This window comes from Burkholderia sp. HI2714, from assembly GCF_002223085.1.
Classification (GTDB): Bacteria; Pseudomonadota; Gammaproteobacteria; order Burkholderiales; family Burkholderiaceae; genus Burkholderia; species Burkholderia lata_D.
Window position 1 is genome coordinate 1 of sequence record NZ_NKFM01000060.1, and the last position, 19,464, is coordinate 19,464.

The 19,464-nt window shown below is 64.1% G+C and carries 15 protein-coding genes and 3 pseudogenes; 4 read left to right on the forward strand and 14 right to left on the reverse strand.

The window, feature by feature from the left end:
• The first annotated feature begins 172 nt into the window (after window positions 1-172).
• Window positions 173-595: a type II toxin-antitoxin system HicB family antitoxin gene (locus CFB82_RS33225; RefSeq protein WP_089486753.1), complete on the forward strand. Its 423-nt coding sequence runs from the start codon at window positions 173-175 to the stop codon at window positions 593-595.
• Window positions 596-790: 195 nt separating this feature from the next.
• On the opposite strand, the gene CFB82_RS33230 is transcribed toward CFB82_RS33225, so the two are convergent.
• From CFB82_RS33230 to istA, 6 genes and pseudogenes are all read right to left on the reverse strand, one after another.
• On the reverse strand, window positions 791-1,000 hold the full coding sequence (locus CFB82_RS33230) for a hypothetical protein (RefSeq protein ID WP_226217510.1): 210 nt from the start codon (window positions 998-1,000) through the stop codon (window positions 791-793).
• A gap of 230 nt (window positions 1,001-1,230) precedes the next feature.
• Window positions 1,231-1,962 (reverse strand): Crp/Fnr family transcriptional regulator, encoded by a 732-nt coding sequence (locus CFB82_RS33235; protein WP_089486742.1) that lies wholly within the window; start codon window positions 1,960-1,962, stop codon window positions 1,231-1,233.
• 367 nt (window positions 1,963-2,329) lie between these two features.
• Window positions 2,330-3,928, reverse strand: coding sequence for a SagB/ThcOx family dehydrogenase (locus tag CFB82_RS33240; protein ID WP_089486743.1), 1,599 nt, complete (start codon window positions 3,926-3,928; stop codon window positions 2,330-2,332).
• A 91-nt stretch (window positions 3,929-4,019) separates the two neighbouring features.
• Window positions 4,020-4,286, reverse strand: coding sequence for a DUF1488 domain-containing protein (locus CFB82_RS33245; RefSeq protein WP_089486744.1), 267 nt, complete (start codon window positions 4,284-4,286; stop codon window positions 4,020-4,022).
• A 155-nt stretch (window positions 4,287-4,441) separates the two neighbouring features.
• Window positions 4,442-5,239: pseudogene (gene istB / locus CFB82_RS33250) on the reverse strand (IS21-like element helper ATPase IstB).
• Entirely contained in the window at window positions 5,232-6,710 is a 1,479-nt protein-coding gene (gene istA, locus CFB82_RS33255) for an IS21 family transposase (protein WP_373558879.1), read from the reverse strand. The pseudogene istB and the gene istA overlap by 8 nt, the downstream one beginning before the upstream one ends.
• A 492-nt stretch (window positions 6,711-7,202) precedes the next feature.
• Here istA and CFB82_RS33265 point away from each other — a divergent pair, with 492 nt between their 5' ends.
• Window positions 7,203-7,385: a hypothetical protein gene (locus CFB82_RS33265; protein WP_089486745.1), complete on the forward strand. Its 183-nt coding sequence runs from the start codon at window positions 7,203-7,205 to the stop codon at window positions 7,383-7,385.
• Window positions 7,386-7,453: 68 nt separating this feature from the next.
• Here the strand turns inward: CFB82_RS33265 and CFB82_RS33270 are convergent.
• A pseudogene (locus CFB82_RS33270) lies at window positions 7,454-8,098 on the reverse strand (AMP-binding enzyme); the annotation flags it as partial.
• A gap of 64 nt (window positions 8,099-8,162) precedes the next feature.
• Between CFB82_RS33270 and CFB82_RS33275 the strand changes: the two are divergent.
• Window positions 8,163-9,323 carry an IS30 family transposase gene (locus tag CFB82_RS33275; RefSeq protein WP_089486746.1) on the forward strand — a complete coding sequence of 387 codons (1,161 nt, stop codon included), beginning with the start codon at window positions 8,163-8,165 and terminating at the stop codon, window positions 9,321-9,323.
• A 7-nt stretch (window positions 9,324-9,330) separates the two neighbouring features.
• Here the strand turns inward: CFB82_RS33275 and CFB82_RS33280 are convergent.
• A pseudogene (locus tag CFB82_RS33280) lies at window positions 9,331-10,352 on the reverse strand (AMP-binding protein); the annotation flags it as partial.
• A 357-nt stretch (window positions 10,353-10,709) separates the two neighbouring features.
• On the opposite strand from CFB82_RS33280, the gene hchA reads away from it, so the two are divergent.
• Complete coding sequence (gene hchA, locus CFB82_RS33285; protein ID WP_069250425.1) at window positions 10,710-11,591, forward strand: glyoxalase III HchA; 882 nt, start codon at window positions 10,710-10,712, stop codon at window positions 11,589-11,591.
• Window positions 11,592-11,663: 72 nt separating this feature from the next.
• Here hchA and CFB82_RS33290 read toward each other — a convergent pair whose 3' ends face one another.
• The 6 genes from CFB82_RS33290 to CFB82_RS33315 form a co-directional block, all read right to left on the reverse strand.
• Window positions 11,664-12,953 carry an acyl-CoA dehydrogenase family protein gene (locus tag CFB82_RS33290; RefSeq protein ID WP_069250424.1) on the reverse strand — a complete coding sequence of 430 codons (1,290 nt, stop codon included), beginning with the start codon at window positions 12,951-12,953 and terminating at the stop codon, window positions 11,664-11,666.
• A 180-nt stretch (window positions 12,954-13,133) separates the two neighbouring features.
• A complete protein-coding gene (locus CFB82_RS33295; protein ID WP_179255484.1) occupies window positions 13,134-13,808 on the reverse strand; it encodes a TetR/AcrR family transcriptional regulator in 675 nt (224 codons plus the stop codon).
• A 154-nt stretch (window positions 13,809-13,962) separates the two neighbouring features.
• A complete protein-coding gene (locus tag CFB82_RS33300; RefSeq protein ID WP_069252810.1) occupies window positions 13,963-15,459 on the reverse strand; it encodes an NAD(P)/FAD-dependent oxidoreductase in 1,497 nt (498 codons plus the stop codon).
• Between the two features lie 11 nt (window positions 15,460-15,470).
• Entirely contained in the window at window positions 15,471-16,712 is a 1,242-nt protein-coding gene (locus CFB82_RS33305; RefSeq protein WP_069250422.1) for a thiolase family protein, read from the reverse strand.
• A 25-nt stretch (window positions 16,713-16,737) separates the two neighbouring features.
• Window positions 16,738-18,291, reverse strand: a complete 1,554-nt coding sequence (locus tag CFB82_RS33310; protein ID WP_069250421.1) for an AMP-binding protein — start codon at window positions 18,289-18,291, stop codon at window positions 16,738-16,740.
• Between the two features lie 42 nt (window positions 18,292-18,333).
• A complete protein-coding gene (locus tag CFB82_RS33315; protein WP_069250420.1) occupies window positions 18,334-19,464 on the reverse strand; it encodes a saccharopine dehydrogenase family protein in 1,131 nt (376 codons plus the stop codon).

Genomic DNA, 19,464 nt, shown 5'->3' on the forward strand with positions numbered 1-19,464 from the left:
ACAACCAGGCACTCATCGCGCTGGCACGGCGACGCTGCGACGTCCTGTTCGCCATGCTGCGCGACGGCACCATTTACCAACCCAAGTCAGCCCCTAACGCTTGACGAAAGACATAGGGGCACCCCCCTGGGAGCGACAATGATCGACGTCACACAGGAATCCGGAGTTGATCGTGGAATACCCCATCTTTATCACCCGACAGGAAGGCTCAGGCTATCGCGGATGGCTGCCGGATTTTCCCGGCGCGCACGTGGAGGGCCACACATACAGCGAGTTGGCAAACACCGCAAACGACCGGGTCAATGAACTGTATGACCAATGTGCGCGCCTAATTCCGTCCCCGACAACGGACATGGCGGCATTGCATGCGTCGTGCATCGACGATGGCGAGGGAATCTGGAGGTTCATTGATATCGCCCGGCCGACGTCGTGTTCGGTGCTGGTCTTGCTATGCCTCCCCAAGCAGCTCGTCGAAAAGATCGATGCAGTGGCGAAATCGCGCCATATGAGCCGCGAAGCGTTGGTGGCCGAGTGTACGGAAGGAATTGGCCACCCAGCGTTGCGGTCCTCCTGCCACGAACTTGTCTTGGCGTAGCTGCCGAACGCGACTCAGCGAATTCAACTGCCCGGGTTGCGTCGCTTCACCGATGCGAGAAAGTGATGCATGCGCCATTTGTCGTCACAAGCGACGCGCCAAAGTAAAAAGCCGGCGCTTGGCCGGCTTCGAGTTCCGCCTTGCTGGGGCGGCTCCACGTTCTGTTTGAGAGCGAGGAGTTTTGCTACACATGCGCTATAGGTTCGGCAGAAAACCCATGCCCAGACGTTTCCTTGCATCGGAAATACGTTGCTTGGGTGTAACGGCTTTCCACGAATGGGCATGGCTTCTCTGCCGCTCCGGGTGAACCACGGGCATTCCATCGTCGGTCGCGCGTGCCTCCGCCTGTTCTTGTTGCTCGTCCTTCACATTTTTTTCCCATTTCGGGTAATCGTTCATCAACATGCTCCCTCCACAACCCCAGTTTCGTCATTGATTGGCTCGCGCCGCCCGAGTCGAGATAAAACTGCGCAAGCGATACGGATCGCGACGGCCCACTTCGATCACGGCGTTTACATCTCGATGAAGTCTGCGGCCGATCTGCAGTCTGTGCGTCATGTGTCAGCCTGCTCGTGCGAGCGTCTGAAGTCGGTACGCTGCCGTACGGGCGGGATGGCATGGATGCGGGTCTGGCATCAGCGCCGTTTCTCAAGGCGCTTCAAATCAGGGAGCAGGCGGTCGAATTCTCGCCTTACAACGCCGTAGCATTCGCACACGCGCTTCTCAAGCCCGGAGCGATCCAATACCTCGATGTGCCCATAGTTGTACCGGATCAACCCGGCATCCTGAAGTTTCAGCGCAGCTTCCGTCACGCCCGACCGGCGGACACCGAGCATGTTGGCGATCAGTTCCTGCGTCATTTTCAGTTCGCTCGATGGCAGGCGATCGAGGCTGAGCAGGAGCCACCGACAGAGCTGCTGATCGATCGAGTGATGTCGATTGCATACGGCTGTTTGCGCCATCTGTGTGATGAGCGCCTGGGTGTAGCGTAGCAACAGCCGCTGCATCGAACCGCCTCGACAGAACTCGTCTTTCAGGATGCGCGCATCGAGTCGGTAAGCGTGTCCCGCGCTTTGGACGATCGCGCGGCTCGGGGTTGTTTCGCCCCCCATGAATAGCGCGATGCCGATCAACCCATCGTTGCCGACGATGGCAATTTCGGCTGAGGAACCGTCTTCCATCACGTACAACAGCGACACGATGGACGTCGTCGGAAAATAGACGTGACTGAGCGCACCACCCGACTCGTACAGCACCTTTCCCAACGGCATGTCGATCAGCACGAGCTGCGGCGAAATATGCGCCAGATCTTCTACCGGTAATGCTGCCAGCAGATGATTTTCGATCATGGATGGCTGACCCGACATATGTCACTCCTCCAGTGGCTGCAGCCTCTACCCAAGACGCCCCAACGACACGAAGCGTCATCGGCTTGAGACTCGAACTCGCGAAGCAGACCTTGCGCGAGAATCCTGGCGTCTTCGAGCGCGAGACCGTACTGCTCTCGATGCGATATCGTCCAGAATGACTTTCTGCGTGTATTCGATCATCCTAGCACTCCGGGTGAAATCGAACGGATGCGGTCGACTCCGGACAGGTCGACGGAAAGCTGGCAAGGACGATCCGGCGACATCGGACCAATATGCCCCGTCGATTACTACTACACGCGATGTTCGGGCAGCGAGCGATCCTTTCGGATATTCCCCCGCCAGGATCGATGCCTGGGCTTTCGCGTCAAGGCTGATTCTCGTACGGCGGAAATGCCGACAGGCGTGGATCGTCCACCGCGCCACCGACGGTGAAATGATACAGGGATTGCCAAGCATGATCCTTCGCGCCGAGCAATGCGTGCATTTCATCATCGAAAAAACAGCCGATCCCCGTCGCGCGTACTCCGGCGGCTTCTGCTTCGAGATAGAGCGCCTGGCCAAGCATGCCGCATTCCCAGAACAGATGGCGATAACGCCATGGTTGCTTCAACGCGATTTCGAATCTCGCGATCATCCCAAGCGCAAAGCAGGAATCAGCACCGATATCCTGGTGGCAGCAAATCAACTTTGCCGCCACGCGCAAATCGTAAGGCAGCAGAAAATAGAGCGGCAGATGGTCCGGCCCGATCTTTTGCCACAGCCATTCCGGACGCAGAGACCGCTTGAGATCCGGCAGTGCGCCCGGCGTTCTCACGAGCATATAGAGGCCCGGCTCCAGGCCGTCGACGCGGTGCACCAATAGCGCCACATGCACTGCGGCCGGAGACATCAGCGCATTCCACGGCGGCGTGTCGGGATGTGTCAGCAGGCACGCCAGCATGCTGAAAAGAGCCGCGTCGCTGATGCGCGTCGTGCCATCGAAATTCACGGCGCTGCGACGCTGTCTGGCGATTCGGGCGAAGCTGAGATCGAGGGCTGGCGTCGCCGGCGCTGCACACTGCTCCGGGTTCGGCGAGGGTGATTCGCGAGTATGGGTCTTGTGTGTGGCGCGATGAATCGAATCGATGTCCAGCCACGTCACATGTCCCGAACTCAGTTGATTGGCGCGTCCGTGCCACTGTGCCCTGTCCAGAGCGATCAGCATGCGCTCGAGATCGGGCCGCGTGTCAGGGTTGCCGATCCAGAGCAAAAGATCCGGCGCCTCCGTTTCGGCATCCTTGAAATCTTCGCGGCGGTCCACTCCAAGCAAGCCGGCCACTGCATCATCCGCAGCCGACTCCATCAACCGCGTCTGCCAGCCGAGCGCCGCGGCTGCGTAACTCATCGCAGCGATGACATGACCGCAATCCTGCTGGCAGTAGCGCCATGCGCGCATGCCGTATTTCCACGCCTCGCGCCAATGGATCGAGCTTATGCCGACCAGGACACCACTTTCCGAAAACGCCTCGGTCCATTGTGGCTCGTCCACCGCAGCGCGATGTTCAAGCGCATGATCCCGGCTCAGGTAGTGGTAGACGCCTGCGGACAAGCCGGGCAGAGCCGGACATAGAAGATAGCCCTCGGTCGGATGCAGATTTCCACTCGAAGGGTTGCAGCGCAGTGCCCACCGCTGGGCGCCATAGGATTTCCACGCCGACAGGCCGAGTGAGAGTTCGAACAGGATTGCCAGATGGGACAGATCGAATCCCTGCGCGGGCGGCAAGGTGCCGCAGCGTAACGCGTTGTAGCGCGTGGCCAGGGTGTCCGCGGCTAACGGCAGAGCAACGCGCGGTGCGCCGTGAAATACCCGAAACGGATCCGGCTGGGTTGTCCAGTCGAGCCCCCCAGGGCCAGGAGCGTAGAAGTTGAGACGGTGCTTGCTGCGTTCGTGATAATCAAGCAGCGCATGCTTTGACCGATCCATGCCCCCTCTCACCCCGGAATACCCGCACACGCGGCTAGTGCAGGTCAGAATGAAGGCGCACGTGGAGTGCGGGCGCAAACGAGGGCCACTCTCACGAGATCGTGTACCAGTTCTGGGAACCACCCTTGTAAAGGTCTCTGGCAAGTCCCAGAATCCGGTCGCGATTACGGTCGAAGGCCGCAAGCAAGGCGAGCTCGCCAGAACCCATGTCGGAGTTCAGTTTCGCCAGCATCGCATCGTCGACCAGAAAGGTAATCTCGCGAGAATTGTCGTAGCCCCAAAAGCATACACAGTGCCTGGAAGCGTCGTAGGTGCGACTGGGATTGGGAAAGTTGAGTGTCACGGCGCTATTCCCCATCTAACCCTCCTGACAGATATAACGCCACTTGCTCGCGTTGACATTGATGCGAGCGTCATTTTCGCGCCGCTTCTCGGCACGCTTGTTGATTTCCACCGAGTCTTAACCCACCGATTTCATCTAAATCTGACCCACCCCGAGACAGCGTAGTACATCTATTCCGGTGTGGATAACTCTTCGTTACCCGCTGGTTTTGCTGCTCTCTTTCTTGTCGTCTTCGCCTTGGCAGAACTGGTCCTGAAGCGCCACGATTCATTGCCCGTTTCAACGATGTGGCAGTGATGGGTGACGCGGTCCAGCAGCGCTGTCGTCATCTTTGCATCCCCGAACACGCTCGCCCACTCGCCGAAGCTGAGATTGGTCGTGATCGCGACGCTCGTGTGCTCGTAAAGCTTTGAGAGCATATGGAACAGCAATGCACCACCGGTCTGGCTGAACGGCAGATAGCCCAGCTCATCGAGAATCACCAGATCGACGTACATCAGCTTGTGGGCGATCTGGCCTTGTTTGCCGATGGACTTCTCCTGCTCCAGGGCGTTGGTCAGCTCGACGGTCGAGAAGTAGCGCACACGCTTGCCGTGGCGCTGTACGGCTTCGATTCCGATCGCTGAGGCGAGGTGCGTCTTGCCAGTGCCCGGACCACCGATGAACACGACGTTGTGCGCGCTTTCGAGGAACGACAGCTCGCTCAGTTCGCGCACCAGCGCTTCGTCGACGTGTGCCTGCGCGAAGTCGAAGCCCTTCAGGTCGCGGTGGGCCGGGAAGCGCGCAGCGGTCATTTGATAGGCGATCGAGCGCACCTGCCGTTCGGCGGTTTCAGCCATCAACAGCTGCTTCATGAAGCGCTCCGGCTCGAAGTCCGTGTGGCGCGACTGCGCGAGCAGCTCCGGTCACGTGCTCGCCATGCCGTGCAGTTTAAGACCGTTGAGCTGGGCCGCGATATCGTTAGACATGACGATCCTCCGGTGGGTTGGCGCGCAGCGTCTCGTAACGGCTCATGTCGGCCGCGGGCTCTTCCTTGAGCTGGAGTTTCGTCGTGGCGAGGCTGCCATTCGTGACGGGCGCCTTCAGCCGGCTCAGCACGTTCAGGACGTGCTCTGCGCTGGGGCGTCCTGAATCCAGCGCAGCCTGTACGGCGAGCAGCACCGCATCGAGCCCGTGTTCGCGCACCGCAGCGAGCACCTGCGTCATGACGCGATCGCCGCCCGGGTGTTTCAGCAGATGCCGCTGCAGCAGTTGCAGCGGCTGCGGCATCGTGATGAACGGCGCGCCGTTGCGCAGTGCGCCGGGTTTGCGCTCGACCAACGTGACGTAGTGGCGCCAATCGTAGAAGGTCATGTGCCGCTCGAAGCTGCGTTCGTGGCGTGCGATCTCCTGGGCGTTGGCGACGACGCTGAGATATGCCGGATAGCAGCGCACGCTCACCAGCTGGTTCGTGTACTCGGTGGGCACGCTGTAGCGGTTGCGCTGGAAGTGAATCAGGCTGGTCGACGAGACTCGCAGGGTCTGCTCGATGTAGCCGTCAAACGGCCGTGGATTGGGCATCAGCCGGGTACGCTCGTCCTGCAGCACATCCTCGACCGTCAGCTCAGGCCACTGCGGGTGCCGCATGTGCCACGCCTCACGACACTGACCAGCGACCCATTCGTTCAGGATCTCCAGCGTTTCCCAGCGCCGTAGCGCTGCTTCGTGCCAGATCTGATGTCGCCGGTCCTGAACGTTCTTCTCGACGATGCCTTTCTCCCAGCCTGCAGCCCGGTTGCAGAACTCCGGCTCGAACAGGTAGTGACTGCACATCGCTTCGAAGCGCGCGTTGACCGCACGCTCCTTGCCGCGGCCAACCTTGTCCACGGCGGTCTTCATGTTGTCGTAGATGCCGCGCCGCGGCACGCCGCCGAACGCGGCGAACGCGCGGGCGTGCGCATCGAACAGCATCTCGTGACTCTGTGTGGGATAGGCGACGAGCCAGAACGCGCGGCTGGAGTTAAGTTTGACGTGGGCGACCTCCAGGCGTCGCCGCAGCCCGCCAATAAAAGCGTATTCGCAGCTCCAGTCAAACTGGAAGGCTTCGCCGGGTTCGAAGGCGAGCGGCACGAAGGCCTGCCTGCGAGGCGCCTCAGCCTGCTCCTCGTGCCAACGCCTCACGAACGCGCTCACCCGGCCGTAGCTGCCGGCGTAACCCTCGGCGCGGATCGCCTCGAACATGAACCGGGCGGTGCGCCGGTCACGCTTCGGGCGATGACTGTCGGCACGCAGCCAACCTGTCAGCTGTGCGGCCCAGTCGTCGATGACGCTCGGGCTGACGCGCTTCGGATACTTCGGCTCGACGGCATCAGTCTGCCGCAGCCAGCGGCGCACCGTGTTTCGGGACAGGCCCGTACGCCGCGCAATCTCGCGCAACGGGACCTTCTCGCGGAAATACATCCGCCTGATCTTGGCCAATATACCCACCGTGATCACCTTTGTATCCCCTGCTCAAAGATTGAGCAGAGCATTCAATCACGTGGGTCAAAATTCGATGAAAATTTCCAGCTCTAGTGGGTCAGTTCTGCGCGGACATCAACAGCCCTACCCGGCTGCCTTGGCTCTAATGTACTGGCGACCGGATCTGCGAGGAAACGTCGACGCAGGCGATATACGGTGGTGCAGTGAACGCACGGACGCAATCTTCGCTGCTCGAGCGGCCCGCTCTTCGATCGAAGCCATATGGATCCCTATCAATCCACGCGACACGTGCGCTAGCAGTATTAAAGAACACGTGCAACGTGCTAGCAACGTTAGTGAACATTGGCCAAGTTTCTGTTGCAGAAACGCAACGGCTAAGCAGCCGCCAGAAAACTTCAAAAAGTCCCTGTTCGCCGAGGCTTCTTTGAGAATTTCCGCTTGCAACGTTTCTGAACACGGCTAGCGCTAATAATGAACGCCTACAGCGGCACCCAGATGCGGGAATTCGCCGGCATCCAGAACCGCGGGCGCGCGTTCTCGCTCCGGCATGCGTTCGTGTTCGAGTTCGATGCCCACGGCCGCATCGTGCGGCTCGCCGCCTACTGGGACAATGTGCGCCTGTTCGAGGATCTCGGCAAGACGACGCTCGGATGAGGCCCTTCGGATGGCGCCCTTCAGCGCGGCGCCCGCCGGGTGGTGCGACAGGCCGCCGGCGCCGCCGCTCAGTCCGGCTGGTAGCGCTCGCGCAGTGCGCGCTTGTTGATCTTGCCGACGCTGGTCTTCTCGATCGAGTCGACGATCAGCAGGCGTTCCGGCACCGCATAGCGGGAAATCAACCCGCGATCGGCTACCTGCTTCACATGCGCCAGCAGCTCCGCCGGTTCGACGCGGCCGACATGCTCGTCGGCCAGCACGACGAGCGCGAGCGGCCGCTCGCCCCAGCGCGCGTCCCGCACGCCGATCACCGCCAATTCCCGCACGGCCGGATGGCGCGACAGGATGTCCTCGAGCTCGAGCGACGACACCCATTCGCCGCCCGTCTTGATCACGTCCTTGATCCGGTCGGTGATCTGCAGCCGGCCGTCGGGATCGATGACGCCGATGTCGTTCGTATGCAGGTAGCCGCCCGCCCACAGCGCGGCCGACGCCTGCGCATCGCCGAGATAGCCTTGCGTCGCCCACGGCATCCGCACGACGACCTCGCCCGCCGATCGCCCGTCGTGCGGCACGTCGCGAAACTGCGCGTCGACGATGCGCAGGTCGACGAGCGGCAGCGGCAACCCGGCCTTCGTCCGGCGCGCGATATCGTCGCCCGGTGCGTCGGCGGCCGCGCGAGGCGGATCGATCTGCGCGATCGTCATCAACGGGCGGCGGATTCAACCGGTCAATGCAACACACTAGACGCTGCGTAAGCAGTGGAGGGTGTTGCAAATGAAACAGCGGCGCAGGATTTACTACACCGAGACTCAAAAGGCACTGATGTGGGAGCGGTGGCGCAAGGGTGACACGCTTCATCAGATTGCCCAACTGTTCGATCGCCACCATTCCTCTGTTCAGGGGATTCTCGCCAGGACTGGCGGAATACAGCCAGCGCCTCGACACCGCTCCAAGCTTGCCTTGACGCTTGCCGAACGCGAGGAAATATCGCGCGCAGTCGTCGCAGGCCAGTCGATTCGATCGATAGCGGCGCGGTTAGGACGTGCGCCATCTACTATCAGCCGCGAGGTGCGGCGAAATGGCGGAAGGCAGTACTATCGAGCGAGCCAGGCCGACGAGCTCGCCTGGGACCGCGCACGGCGCCCAAAGACATGTAAGCTGGTCAGGAATCGGATACTCGCCCAGGTTGTGGCAAGCAAGCTCCGATTACAGTGGTCGCCGGAGCAGATTGCGGGTTGGCTCAAGCACGTGTATGCGGTCAACAAGGACTATCAGGTGTCGCACGAGACTATCTATCGGAGCCTCTATATCCAGGCCCGTGGTGCGCTGAAAAGAGAACTGCTGGAACACCTGCGCCGTTCTCGGGCCATGCGTCGATCGCGTCAACACACACTGAAGACTGAGGACCGCACGAACATCCGCGATGCCATATCAATCAGTGAGCGCCCGGGCACAGCCGAGGATCGAGCAATTCCCGGACACTGGGAAGGCGATCTGCTGTTCGGCAACGCCAACAGCCAGATTGCAACACTCGTCGAACGCCAGACCCGGTTCGTGATGCTGGTGAAGATTGCCAGCAAGGACTCTGAGGCTGTCGTCAATGCTCTGATAAGACACGCCGGCAAGCTTCCGCAGGAATTGTATAAATCGCTGACGTGGGATCGGGGCACGGAGATGGCCGGCCACAAGCGCTTCACTGTTGCGACGGACATCAAGGTCTACTTCTGCGATCCCCAGCATCCCTGGCAACGCGGCACGAACGAAAACACGAATGGGCTTCTGAGACAGTACCTCCCAAAAGGAACGGACCTCTCTGCCTACTCGCAAGCCAAGCTTAACGCTATTGCACGACGGCTCAACGAACGTCCACGCAAGACACTAAACTTCGATACACTGGCTGAACGATTCCATCGAGCTGTTGCATCGACCGGTTGAATCCGCAGCACGTTTCCGACATTCCGTATCCGGTGTGCAGACCTCGATGCCGCGCGCGAGCGCCGCCCGTGCCAGTCCTTCCGGCAACGGCGAGCCGCCGACGATCACTTTCCACGACGACAGGTCCGTCGCAGCCGACGCCCGGCTGTCGAGAATCATCGCGAGCAGCGTCGGCACGCAGTGCGAATACGTCACCGCTTCGCGCGCGATCAGCGCGAGCAAGCCTTCCGGCGAATAGCGCCCCGGATAGACCTGCTTGAGGCCGAGCGCAGTCGCGATATACGGCATGCCCCACGCATGCACGTGGAACATCGGCGTGATCGGCATGTAGACGTCGTCGCGATGCACGCGCCCGCGATCGCGAGCGCTCGACAACGCGGCCATGCCGGCCAGCGTGTGCAGCACCAGCTGGCGATGCGTGAACGCGACCGCCTTCGGTAGCCCGGTGGTGCCCGTCGTATAGAACGTCGTCACGCGGGTCTGCTCGTCGAAATCGGGAAACTAGAAATCGGGCGAGCCGGCCGCGACGAGCCGCTCGTATTCGTCGGCGAAGCCATCGGGCAGGTCGACGTCGTCGCCGTCGGCGATCAGCACGAAGTGCGTCACCGCGGTCAACCGGTCGCGCATGCCCGCCAGCAGCGGCAGGAAATCGCGGTGCACGAACAGAACACGCGCGCCCGAATGGTTGAGCGTGTACAGCAACTGATCGGAAGACAGCCGCACGTTGGCCGTCATCAGCACCGCGCCCATCATCGGAATCGCGTGATAGCACTCGAGGTAGCGATGGCTGTCCCAGTCCATCATGGCCACGACGTCGCCGGTATCCACACCGAGCGCCGTGAGTCCGCTCGCGAGCTGACCGATGCGATGGCGAAACGTCCAGTAGTCGTGCCGGACCCGGTCGCCGTACACGATCTCCTGCTCGGGCCGCGTCGCGAGCGGCGCATGTAGCAGTTGCTTGATCAGCAGCGGATACGCATGCGCGGCCGGAGCCGCCTCATCGTCCGGAAGCGGGTATGACGAATTCATGAATGCCTCCATAAGCGACCTGGCCGGTCGTCGCGATTGCGGTCACGATACCGGACGGGTCGGGTTTCGCGCCCCCCCTGTTCAGGGGGAGGGACGCCGGCGGAACGGCCGGGCGTTCGGCCTTTCGTACGAACATCGCGGGGGCCGCGGCGCGCGACCCACCTGTTCGGGGGGGCGTTCGCCGCAACGCGGCGTTGTAGGATTCATCGCAGCGCGGATCCTCGTCGTCGGGTCCCCGTCCACACGACGAGGCATGAACGGAAGGCCGGCGCGGCTGGTTCCGCCATGCGCATCGAGACCGGCCGCCGGCGAACCCATGCCGTCACCCCCGAACCCATCCCCGAACAAGGAGCAGCCATGACTTCCGACACGACGCAGACGGACCGAACGCCCGCCCCCGATCCCGCCGAGAACAACGCGTTCTTTCCGTCGCCGTATTCGCTGTCGCAATACACGTCGTCGAAGACCGATTTCGACGGCGCGGACTACCCGAATCCGTACACCGGCGGCAAGTGGAAGGTCCTGATGATCGCGACCGACGAGCGCTACGTCCTGATGACGAACGGCAAGATGTTCTCGACCGGCAATCATCCGGTCGAGATGCTGCTGCCGATGCATCACATGGACAAGGCCGGCTTCGAGATCGATGTCGCGACGCTCTCCGGCAATCCGGCGAAGCTCGAGCTGTGGGCGATGCCGAAGGACGACGAAGCGGTGCAAGGCACGTACCGGAAATATCTACAGAAGCTCAAGACGCCGCTGAAGCTGTCCGACGTGCTCGAGAACCACCTCGGCGCCGATTCGCCGTACATCGCTGTGTTCATTCCCGGCGGCCATGGCGCGCTCGCCGGCATTCCGCACAGCAAAGACGTCAAACGAACGCTCAAGTGGGCGCTCGACAACGATCGGTACATCGTCACGCTATGCCACGGCCCCGCGTGCCTGTTGTCGGCGGCGATCGACGAGGCCCCGGAAGACTACCCGCTCAAGGACTACGAGATCTGCGTGTTTCCCGACGCGCTCGACACCGGTCCGAACCTCGACATCGGCTACATGCCGGGCCCGCTGCCATGGCTCGTCGCCGACCGCCTGGAGAAACTCGGCGCCAAGGTGCTGAACAAGGACATGACCGGGCGCTGCCATCAGGACCGCAAACTGATCACGGGCGACAGTCCGCTCGCGTCCAACGGTGTCGGCAAGCTCGCCGCCGCCGCGTTGCTGAAGGAAGTGGGGAACTGACGTCGTGCGCGCCGCGCACCGGGGCGACGTTCTGCCAGGGCGCGCGGCTTGCCGCATGACGGCACGCGCCGCTTACTCGCGCGTCCACCCGTTCTGATAAAGCTCGCCGGCCAGCACGCCGAGACGCGACGCGAGGATGTAGTTCTCGCCATCCTCAATCAGCGCCGAACGCACGTCGCGGAACAGCTTCTCGATCGGAAACTCGCGCGTGGTGCCGTTGCCGCCGAACAGCTGAAACGCCTCGTGCGTGATCTTCATCGCTTCCTCGGTCACGCTGACCTTGGCCTGCGCGGTCGCGTACGGATGACTCTGCGGCGACATCCGCGAGAACGCGAGGCTGCGCCGCGCGATCGCGCGCGCCATCTCCAGCCGGCGCAGCATCTCGCCGATGCGCAGGTGCGTCATCTGGTGATCCATCAACAGCGCGCCGCCCTGCTTGCGCTCGTGGCAATACGCGAGCGCGAGTTCGAACGCCGCGCGCGCGACACCGACGAACACCTGGCACATGTGCGTGCCCGCATACGACCACGTCGACGCGAGATTGCCGAGATAGTCGTCCTTCAGCGCGATCGCGAAACGCTTCGGCACCTTCACGTTGTCGAAATAGATCTCGCCCTGCGGTAGCGAGCGCTGGCCGATCTTGTCGAGCGGCTTGCCGCGCGAGACGCCCGGCAGATCGAGCGGCAGGATCATCGCGATGCCGTTGGTGAACTGGCTGCGTTCGCCTTCGCCGTAGAACCCGTCGCCGTAGTCGGCGGCCATGTACGCGAGCGCGACCTGCGCGACCGACCCGTTCGAGATCCAGGCGGAGCTTTGCCCGTTGATCGCGATCTCGTCGGCGCCGACCTTCGCGGTCACGTTGCCGACCGGCTGCCGGCCGTTCGCGCCGAGTTCCTGCCGATACAGGATCGCCGCATCGGAGCCGCGATCGGGCTGCGTGTTCATCCAGCAGCCGACCTTGCCCGCGCACATCTCGACCAGCTCCGGATTGCCGACCGAATGCGCCATCATCAGCGGCATCGTCGCCGCGCCGATCGACACGGCCAGCCCCGCGTCGCCCCAGCCCAGCTCCTCGCCGATCAGCGACTCGATGCGCACCGCGGTTTCCGGCGGAAACTGCGCGATCAACTGCGGATCGAGACCGAGCTTCGCGCTCTCGACGATCGCGGCCCAGTACGGCGAACCGGGCGCGATCACCTCCTCCGGCGTCATCCGGTCGAGCTCGCGCCCGATCGGTCGCAGCACGTCGCGCGCAAAGCGGTGAACCGTGTGCTGGATCGCGCCTTCCTCTTCGCTCAGCGGCGTCTCGAAGCCGGTCAAGCCGACCAGCGGCAACGCCGCGGACTTGTTCAGACGAATCATTTCCGTTCTCCTCCTGGACTCCAGTCATGTCGACCAGGGCAGCAGACACGCCCGGCTGCCCATATCTAGTAATACATACCAAACATAGGTCATCATGACAAATACAGGAAGCAAAAAAAAGACAGGGTATTCCCCTGTCCGTTCATACGCCGTTTGCCGTGCGCAGCGCGGCGCTATTCGCTATTTTCCGGCCGGTGCCGCCAGCGTGCCGTATGCGATCGCGCGTGACGTCGCGGCGAAATACGCGTCGAGCGCCTGTGTCTGGCGCCCGGTGCCGTACTGCATCGCGAGACCGTCGGCGAGCGCGATCAGCATCGTCGCAGCATGCCGGCTGTCGGCCGCGCTGAATGCGGGATTGACCGCACGCAGCAGTTGCGCGAGGTCTCGCGTAAGCGTCGCGTACCACTCGTCGTAAAGCTTGAAGCACTCGGGATCGGTGGCCGCGAACGACAGGAAATGCCGGAACAGTGCGTTGTACTTCGCATCCTTCGCATCGGAGATCGAACGCTGGAGCATCTCGTCCAACACGTCGCGCGGCGACGCATCGCTGCCGAGCGCGCGCTTCATGTCCTCGAGATACGTGTCGATGACCGGCTCGATGACGGCCCGCAGCACGGCGATCCGCGTCGGGAAGTAGTACTGCAGATTGCTGACGCTGATGCCTGCTGCGGCGGCGACCGCGCGCTGCGAGAATTCCAGCGGGCCGCCTTCGAGCAGCAGCTTGCGCGCGACGCGAATGATCGTGTTGCGCGTGCGCAGGCCTTGCGCCCGCAGACCGTCGGGGTTGCTCGCTGCTGCAGCGGCAGTCGAAGTGCGCCGCTTTCTCGTGCTGCGCTGCTCGTTGGACACTGTCATCGTGTTCGTCGTGAAGATGGCGTTTCGGCTTCGTCGAATGGACGCTCCGTACCTTACGGAGCGCAAACGACTATACCCGATGCGAGCCTCATTTTCCATCGAGCCGCCAGGCGGTCCGGCTGGATCCGCGCTCCCGCGCCGCGCGCATGCATCGCTACATCGGCTTCACCTTGCGGTTCACGCGTGCGTCGAGCAGGTTCGCGACGCCGAGCGCCGCGGTCATCGCACACCATCGCAGCGGCTCGGGCGGCACGGTAGGCGTCCTGTGCGTCAGCGCATCGAGCAACGTCGATTGTCCGTCGTGAATGCGCTCGGCCAGCACGCGCCCGATCAGCGACTGCGTGCCGACACCATGTCCCGAACAACCGGCCGTGTAGAACACGTTGCGGTGCGCGCCGGCCGCGCCGACCACCGGCAACGCGTCGCCGGCGAACGAGATGTAGCCGCTCCAGCATGCGCGCACCGGCACGTTGCCCAGTTGCGGAAAGCGTGCGTGCAGCGTCTTCGCGAGTGCGCGATACGCATCGTCGTCCCGCACGTTCGGCGTCTGCGAGCCGTACACGTAGTGCAGCCGCTTGGTCGTCAGCAACAGCGTGTTGCGCGCGGTGAGGCGATGGCTCTCCATCGTCAGGTGCGACGTCACGATGCCTTCGCGGTTCGGCCAGCCCAGCGCGTCGAGCTGTGCATCGGACAGCGACTCGGTTTCGAGCGCCGATACGCGCAGCGGCATCACCTTGTCGCCGAGCAGGCCGAGTTGCGGCGTGTATGCGTTGGTCGCGAGCACCGCCACCGGCGCGCTCGCGCTGCCGCACGCGGTACGCACGCGCACGGTCGGGCCTTCGTCGAAGCCGAGCACCGCGGTGTTCTCGTAGAGCTTCACGCCGGCCGCCAACGCCGCGCGCCGCAACCCCGCCACGTACTTGCCGGGATCGAGCGTGCCGCCACCCGGCACGTATGCGCCGAACAGGAAGGCCGGCGGAATGCCGCGCGCGCGCATCGCCGCGCCGTCGAGAAACTGCGCGGGCGAGCCGAGTTCGATGCCGGTTTTCATGCTTTCGCGCAGGCGCTTCTCCTGCGACGGATGCACGCCCGCGCGGAGGATGCCCGACGCGCGGTAGTCGCAATCGATCGCGTATTCGGCGAGCTTGCGCTCGACATAGGCGACGCCTTCGTCGTAGAAAGCGACGATCCGCCTGGCCTGCTCGTGGCCGACGCGCTTGACGAACAGGTCGTATTCGAGCCCCTGGCCACCGGCGAGATAGCCGGCGTTGCGTCCGCTCGCGCCGAAGCCCGTGAACTCGCGTTCGAGCACGACGACGCTCGCGCCGCGCGCCGCCAGCTCCAGCGCGGTCGACAGCCCGGCGAAGCCGGCGCCGACCACGACCACGTCCGCGTGCACGTCGCCTTCGAGCGGCGGCTGCGCGCGATCCGGCGCGTCGATCCAGCCGCCGATCGCGCGATACTTCTGCAGCGCGGCCTCCGCGCGGATTTCCTCACCCCATCGCGCGAGCGGGCCCGCCGGGTCCGTCCCGGCCGTCTGCATCGCCGCCGCCGCGCCGACGCCGCCCGCCGTACGCGCTGCCGCCGGCCGTTCCACCGGCCCCACCGGTCCCGTCTGCCCGGCCGTCCCCGCACCGTATGCGCCGCTCATGTCCGTCTCCATCAGTCCTTGCGGAGTATGTGAATCGCCAGCGCGGCCTCCTCGATGCCCTGCAGGCCGCCACCGTTCTCCTGGATCGCATGGCGCGCGCCTTGCACCTGACGCGCCCCGGCCTCCCCGCGCAACTGGGTGACCAGTTCGTAAAGCTGGCCGATGCCGGTCGCGCCGAGCGGATGACCCTTCGATTCGAGCCCGCCCGACGTGTTGATCGGAATCCGCCCGCCGAGCGTGAACTCGCCGCGCTCGGCGGCCGGGCCGCCTTCGCCGAACGGCACGAAGCCGAGGTTCTCGGCCTGGATGATCTCGCCCATCGCCGACGCGTCGTGCACTTCGGCGACGTCCATGTCCTCCGGGCCGACGCCCGCCTGCTCGTATGCCTGCAGCGCGGCGAGCCGGCCGATGTGCTTGTGCGGCTCGTCGAGGCGGCGACGCGTGAAGCTGCGCATCACGCTCGCTGCGATCCGGATGCAGCGGCTGCGATCGGCGCCGATGCGCTTGAGCCCTTCCTCGGTACAAAGAATCGCCGCGGCCGCGCCGTCCGACAGCGGTGCGCACATCGGCAGCGTGATCGGATACGTGATCGGCGGCGCCGCGAGCACCTCGTCGATCGTGAACGACTGACGGAACTGCGAGTACGGGTTGTGCACCGAATGCGCGTGGTTCTTCGCGGACACGGCCGCGATCTGCCGCTGCGTCGTGCCGTACGTGTGCATGTGATGCCGGCACAGCGCCGCGTAGATCTTCATGAAGCGGCTGTACGGCCGCTCGGATTCGGAGCCGGGCGGCGGCTCGATCCCTTCGCCGAGCCGCGCGAGCGTCGCGAAGTTCTCGTCGACGCGCGCGACGTCCCAGCCGGCCTCGAACAGCGCGAACGATTTCGCCTTGTCCGCGACGTTCATCTTTTCCGCGCCGAGCGCGAGCGCCACGTCGCAAGCGCCGGCCTGCAGCTCGCGCACCGCGAGGTGCACGGCCGTGCTGCCGGACGCGCACGCGTTCTCGACGTTGAACATCGGAATGCCGTCGAGGCCGATCTTGCCGAACACGACCTGGCCGGGAATCGACAGCTGCCCCTGCAACGCGCCGTTGGTGATGCCGGAGTAGAACGCCGCGCGGATCGCATCCGCATGGCAGCCGGCGTCGCGCAACGCGCGCTGCAGTGCCTCGCGCGCGAGGTCGTCGACGCTGCGGTCGGGGTGCTTGCCGAACACGGTCATCGCAATGCCGGCGATGTAGATGTTGCTCATCGTCTGGAATCCCTGTCGATGCGGATCAAATCCTGCGTTGCTGGCCCTGCCAGTACTGTTCGCGCAGGTCCTTCTTCAGCACCTTGCCGGCCGTGCTGCGCGGCAGCGCGGCGATGAAGTCCACGCTCTTCGGCGCCTTCACCGAGCCGAGTTGCGCCTTGCACAGCGCGATGAGTTCGTCGGCACTCACGTGCTGGCCCGCATTGAGCTCGACCACGGCCTTCACGGCTTCGCCCCACTTTTCGTCGGGCACGCCGATCACCGCGCAGTCCTGCACCGCCGGGTGCGACCAGATCACCTGCTCGACTTCGCTCGGATACACGTTGAAGCCGCCGCTGATGATCATGTCCTTCTTGCGGTCGGTGATGTGCAGGTAGCCCTCCCGGTCGAGATGGCCGATGTCGCCGGTGTGCAGCCAGCCGTCGACGATCGTCTCGGCCGTCTTGTCCGGCGCGCGGTAGTAACCCTTCATCACGAGGTCGCCGCGCACGCAGATCTCGCCGGTCTCGCCCTGCTTCAGCACGTCCCCGCGTTCGCCGACGATCTCGACGCGCACGAGCGGATTCGGGCGGCCGACCGACGCCAGCCGTTCGTCCGGCGCCAGCTTTCCGTCGATGAAATGTTCGGCCGGCGTCAGGTACGAGATCGACGCGGGCGCCTCGGTCTGGCCGTAGCCGCCCGTCATCACCGGGCCGAATACGTCGATCGCGCGCTTGAGCTTCTCGACCGACATCGGCGCGGCGCCGTACAGGAAGTAGCGCAGCGACGAGAAGTCGACCTTGTCGATGCCGGGGATGTCGAGGAGCCGGTAGATCACGGTCGGCGGCAGGAAAAACTCGGTCACGCGGTGCTTGACGATCGCGCCGAGCAGCAGCGCGGGATCGGGCTTCGGCAGCACGACGACCGTGCCGCCGCGCGCGGTGCACGGCAGCGACATCATGCCGGCGGTGTGCGTCATCGGCGCCGCGGCGAGGTTCACCGACCGCTCCGCGCCGTACGACATCGCGATCATGAAGTTCGCGAAATACGTCTGGAACGAGCGGTGCGTGTTCATCACGCCCTTCGGCAAGCCGGTCGTGCCGCCGGTGGCCGACAGCGTGACGACGTCGTCCATCGCGTAGTCGACGGCCGGCGGCGTGGCCGGCTGCCCTTCGCTCCACGTCGCGAGCGACGGCGCCCACGGCAGGTCGGCGTCGATGCACACCCACAGCCGCACTTTCGGCAGGCTCGGCCGCAGCGCGTCGATCGCATCCGCGAACGCATGGTGGAAGAACAGCACCTCGCAGTCGAACGCGTCGAGCACGTACTGGTTCTCGGCCGGCGCATTGCGGCCGTTGACCGGGATGTACGCGAGCCCCGCGCGCCACATGCCGAGCGCGCAGCTCCAGCCGGTCACGTCGTTGTCCGCCCACACCGCCGCCTTCGCTTCCTTCGCGAAGCCTGCGGCGAGCAGCCCGTTCGCGATGCGGCACGACAGCTCGCCGATCTCCTGGAACGTATAGCTGCGCTCGTCCTGGATGTACGCGATGCCGTCGGGATTGATGCGCCACCCGCGGTCGTAGAAATCGATAATGGCCATTTCACATGTCCCGTTGAATCTGTACCGGCAACGCGGCGGCCGTCACAGTTGCGTGACCGTGGCGCGCGCGAGCCCGCGCTGTTCGAGGAAGCCGAGCATGTAGCGATGGCCGAACGCCTTCGAGCCCGACGCGAAGCCGGCGCGCGCGAACTCGCCGTCGAGCAGCTTGAGCGCGCCCGCCGCATGGATCGCGCCGGTCGAGATGTACGGCGTGATGCCGTGCACGGTCGCGCGCACCGACGCGAGCTGGCCGCGGCCGATCGCGACGTCGACGCTGCGCTGGATCGTCGTGCGCTCGCGCGGCGGCATCGTCGGCGTGGTCGAATCGACGACCTGCTTCAGCACCGCGTCCTGATGCTCGCGCGGCAGGTGCTTGTATTCGGCTTCCCACTTCTGCCCGAACTGGTGCACCAGCTTCATCACGTTGTTGTCGTAGAAGCCCACGCACGAGATGCAGCTGCGCACGCGCGGATCGCGCTCGAAGTAGACGGGCAGCGACGTGCCGCCCCACGGCAGGCAGAACACCGGCTGCATGAACTCGGGCGTCGCGACGGTGAACGACGCATCGGCCGTATGCGGGACGAGCTTCTTCTCCCACAGGTAACAGGACTCGTGGCGCACGCCGTCGAAGATCGTCGCGGTCGAACCGATGCTCACGCCAGCCGCGTTGCGCGGGCCGCGCGTCAGCGTGGCAGTCTCCAGCGCATCGATGCCCGGCGTTTCGAGCGCGAGTTCGGCGGCGATCTCGGCAAACGTGTACATGTACGCGTTCGACGACGACACCAGCAGGCCGGCCTGGCGATACAGCTCGCCGAACTGGTCGCGCACCTCGCGGATATACGACTGCTCGCCGGTCGTGTCGAGATGGTGGCAGCCGGCCTTCAGCGCGGCCTCGACGCCGACGAGCCCGAAGCTCGAGAACGGCCCGACTGTATTGCACACCACCTTCGCGCCGCGAAACGCCTTCACGAGCGCATCGACGTTGTGCTCCGCCTCGATGATTTCGTATTCCGCCGATTCGAGGCGCACGACACGCTGCGCCATCATTTCCTTCGCGCGGCCCGCGTTGCGCGCGACCGCGGTGAACGGGATGTTCTGATCGATCAGCCAGTCCATGATCAACATGCCGGTGTAACCGCTTGCGCCATATACGACGACGGGGTGCTTAGCCAT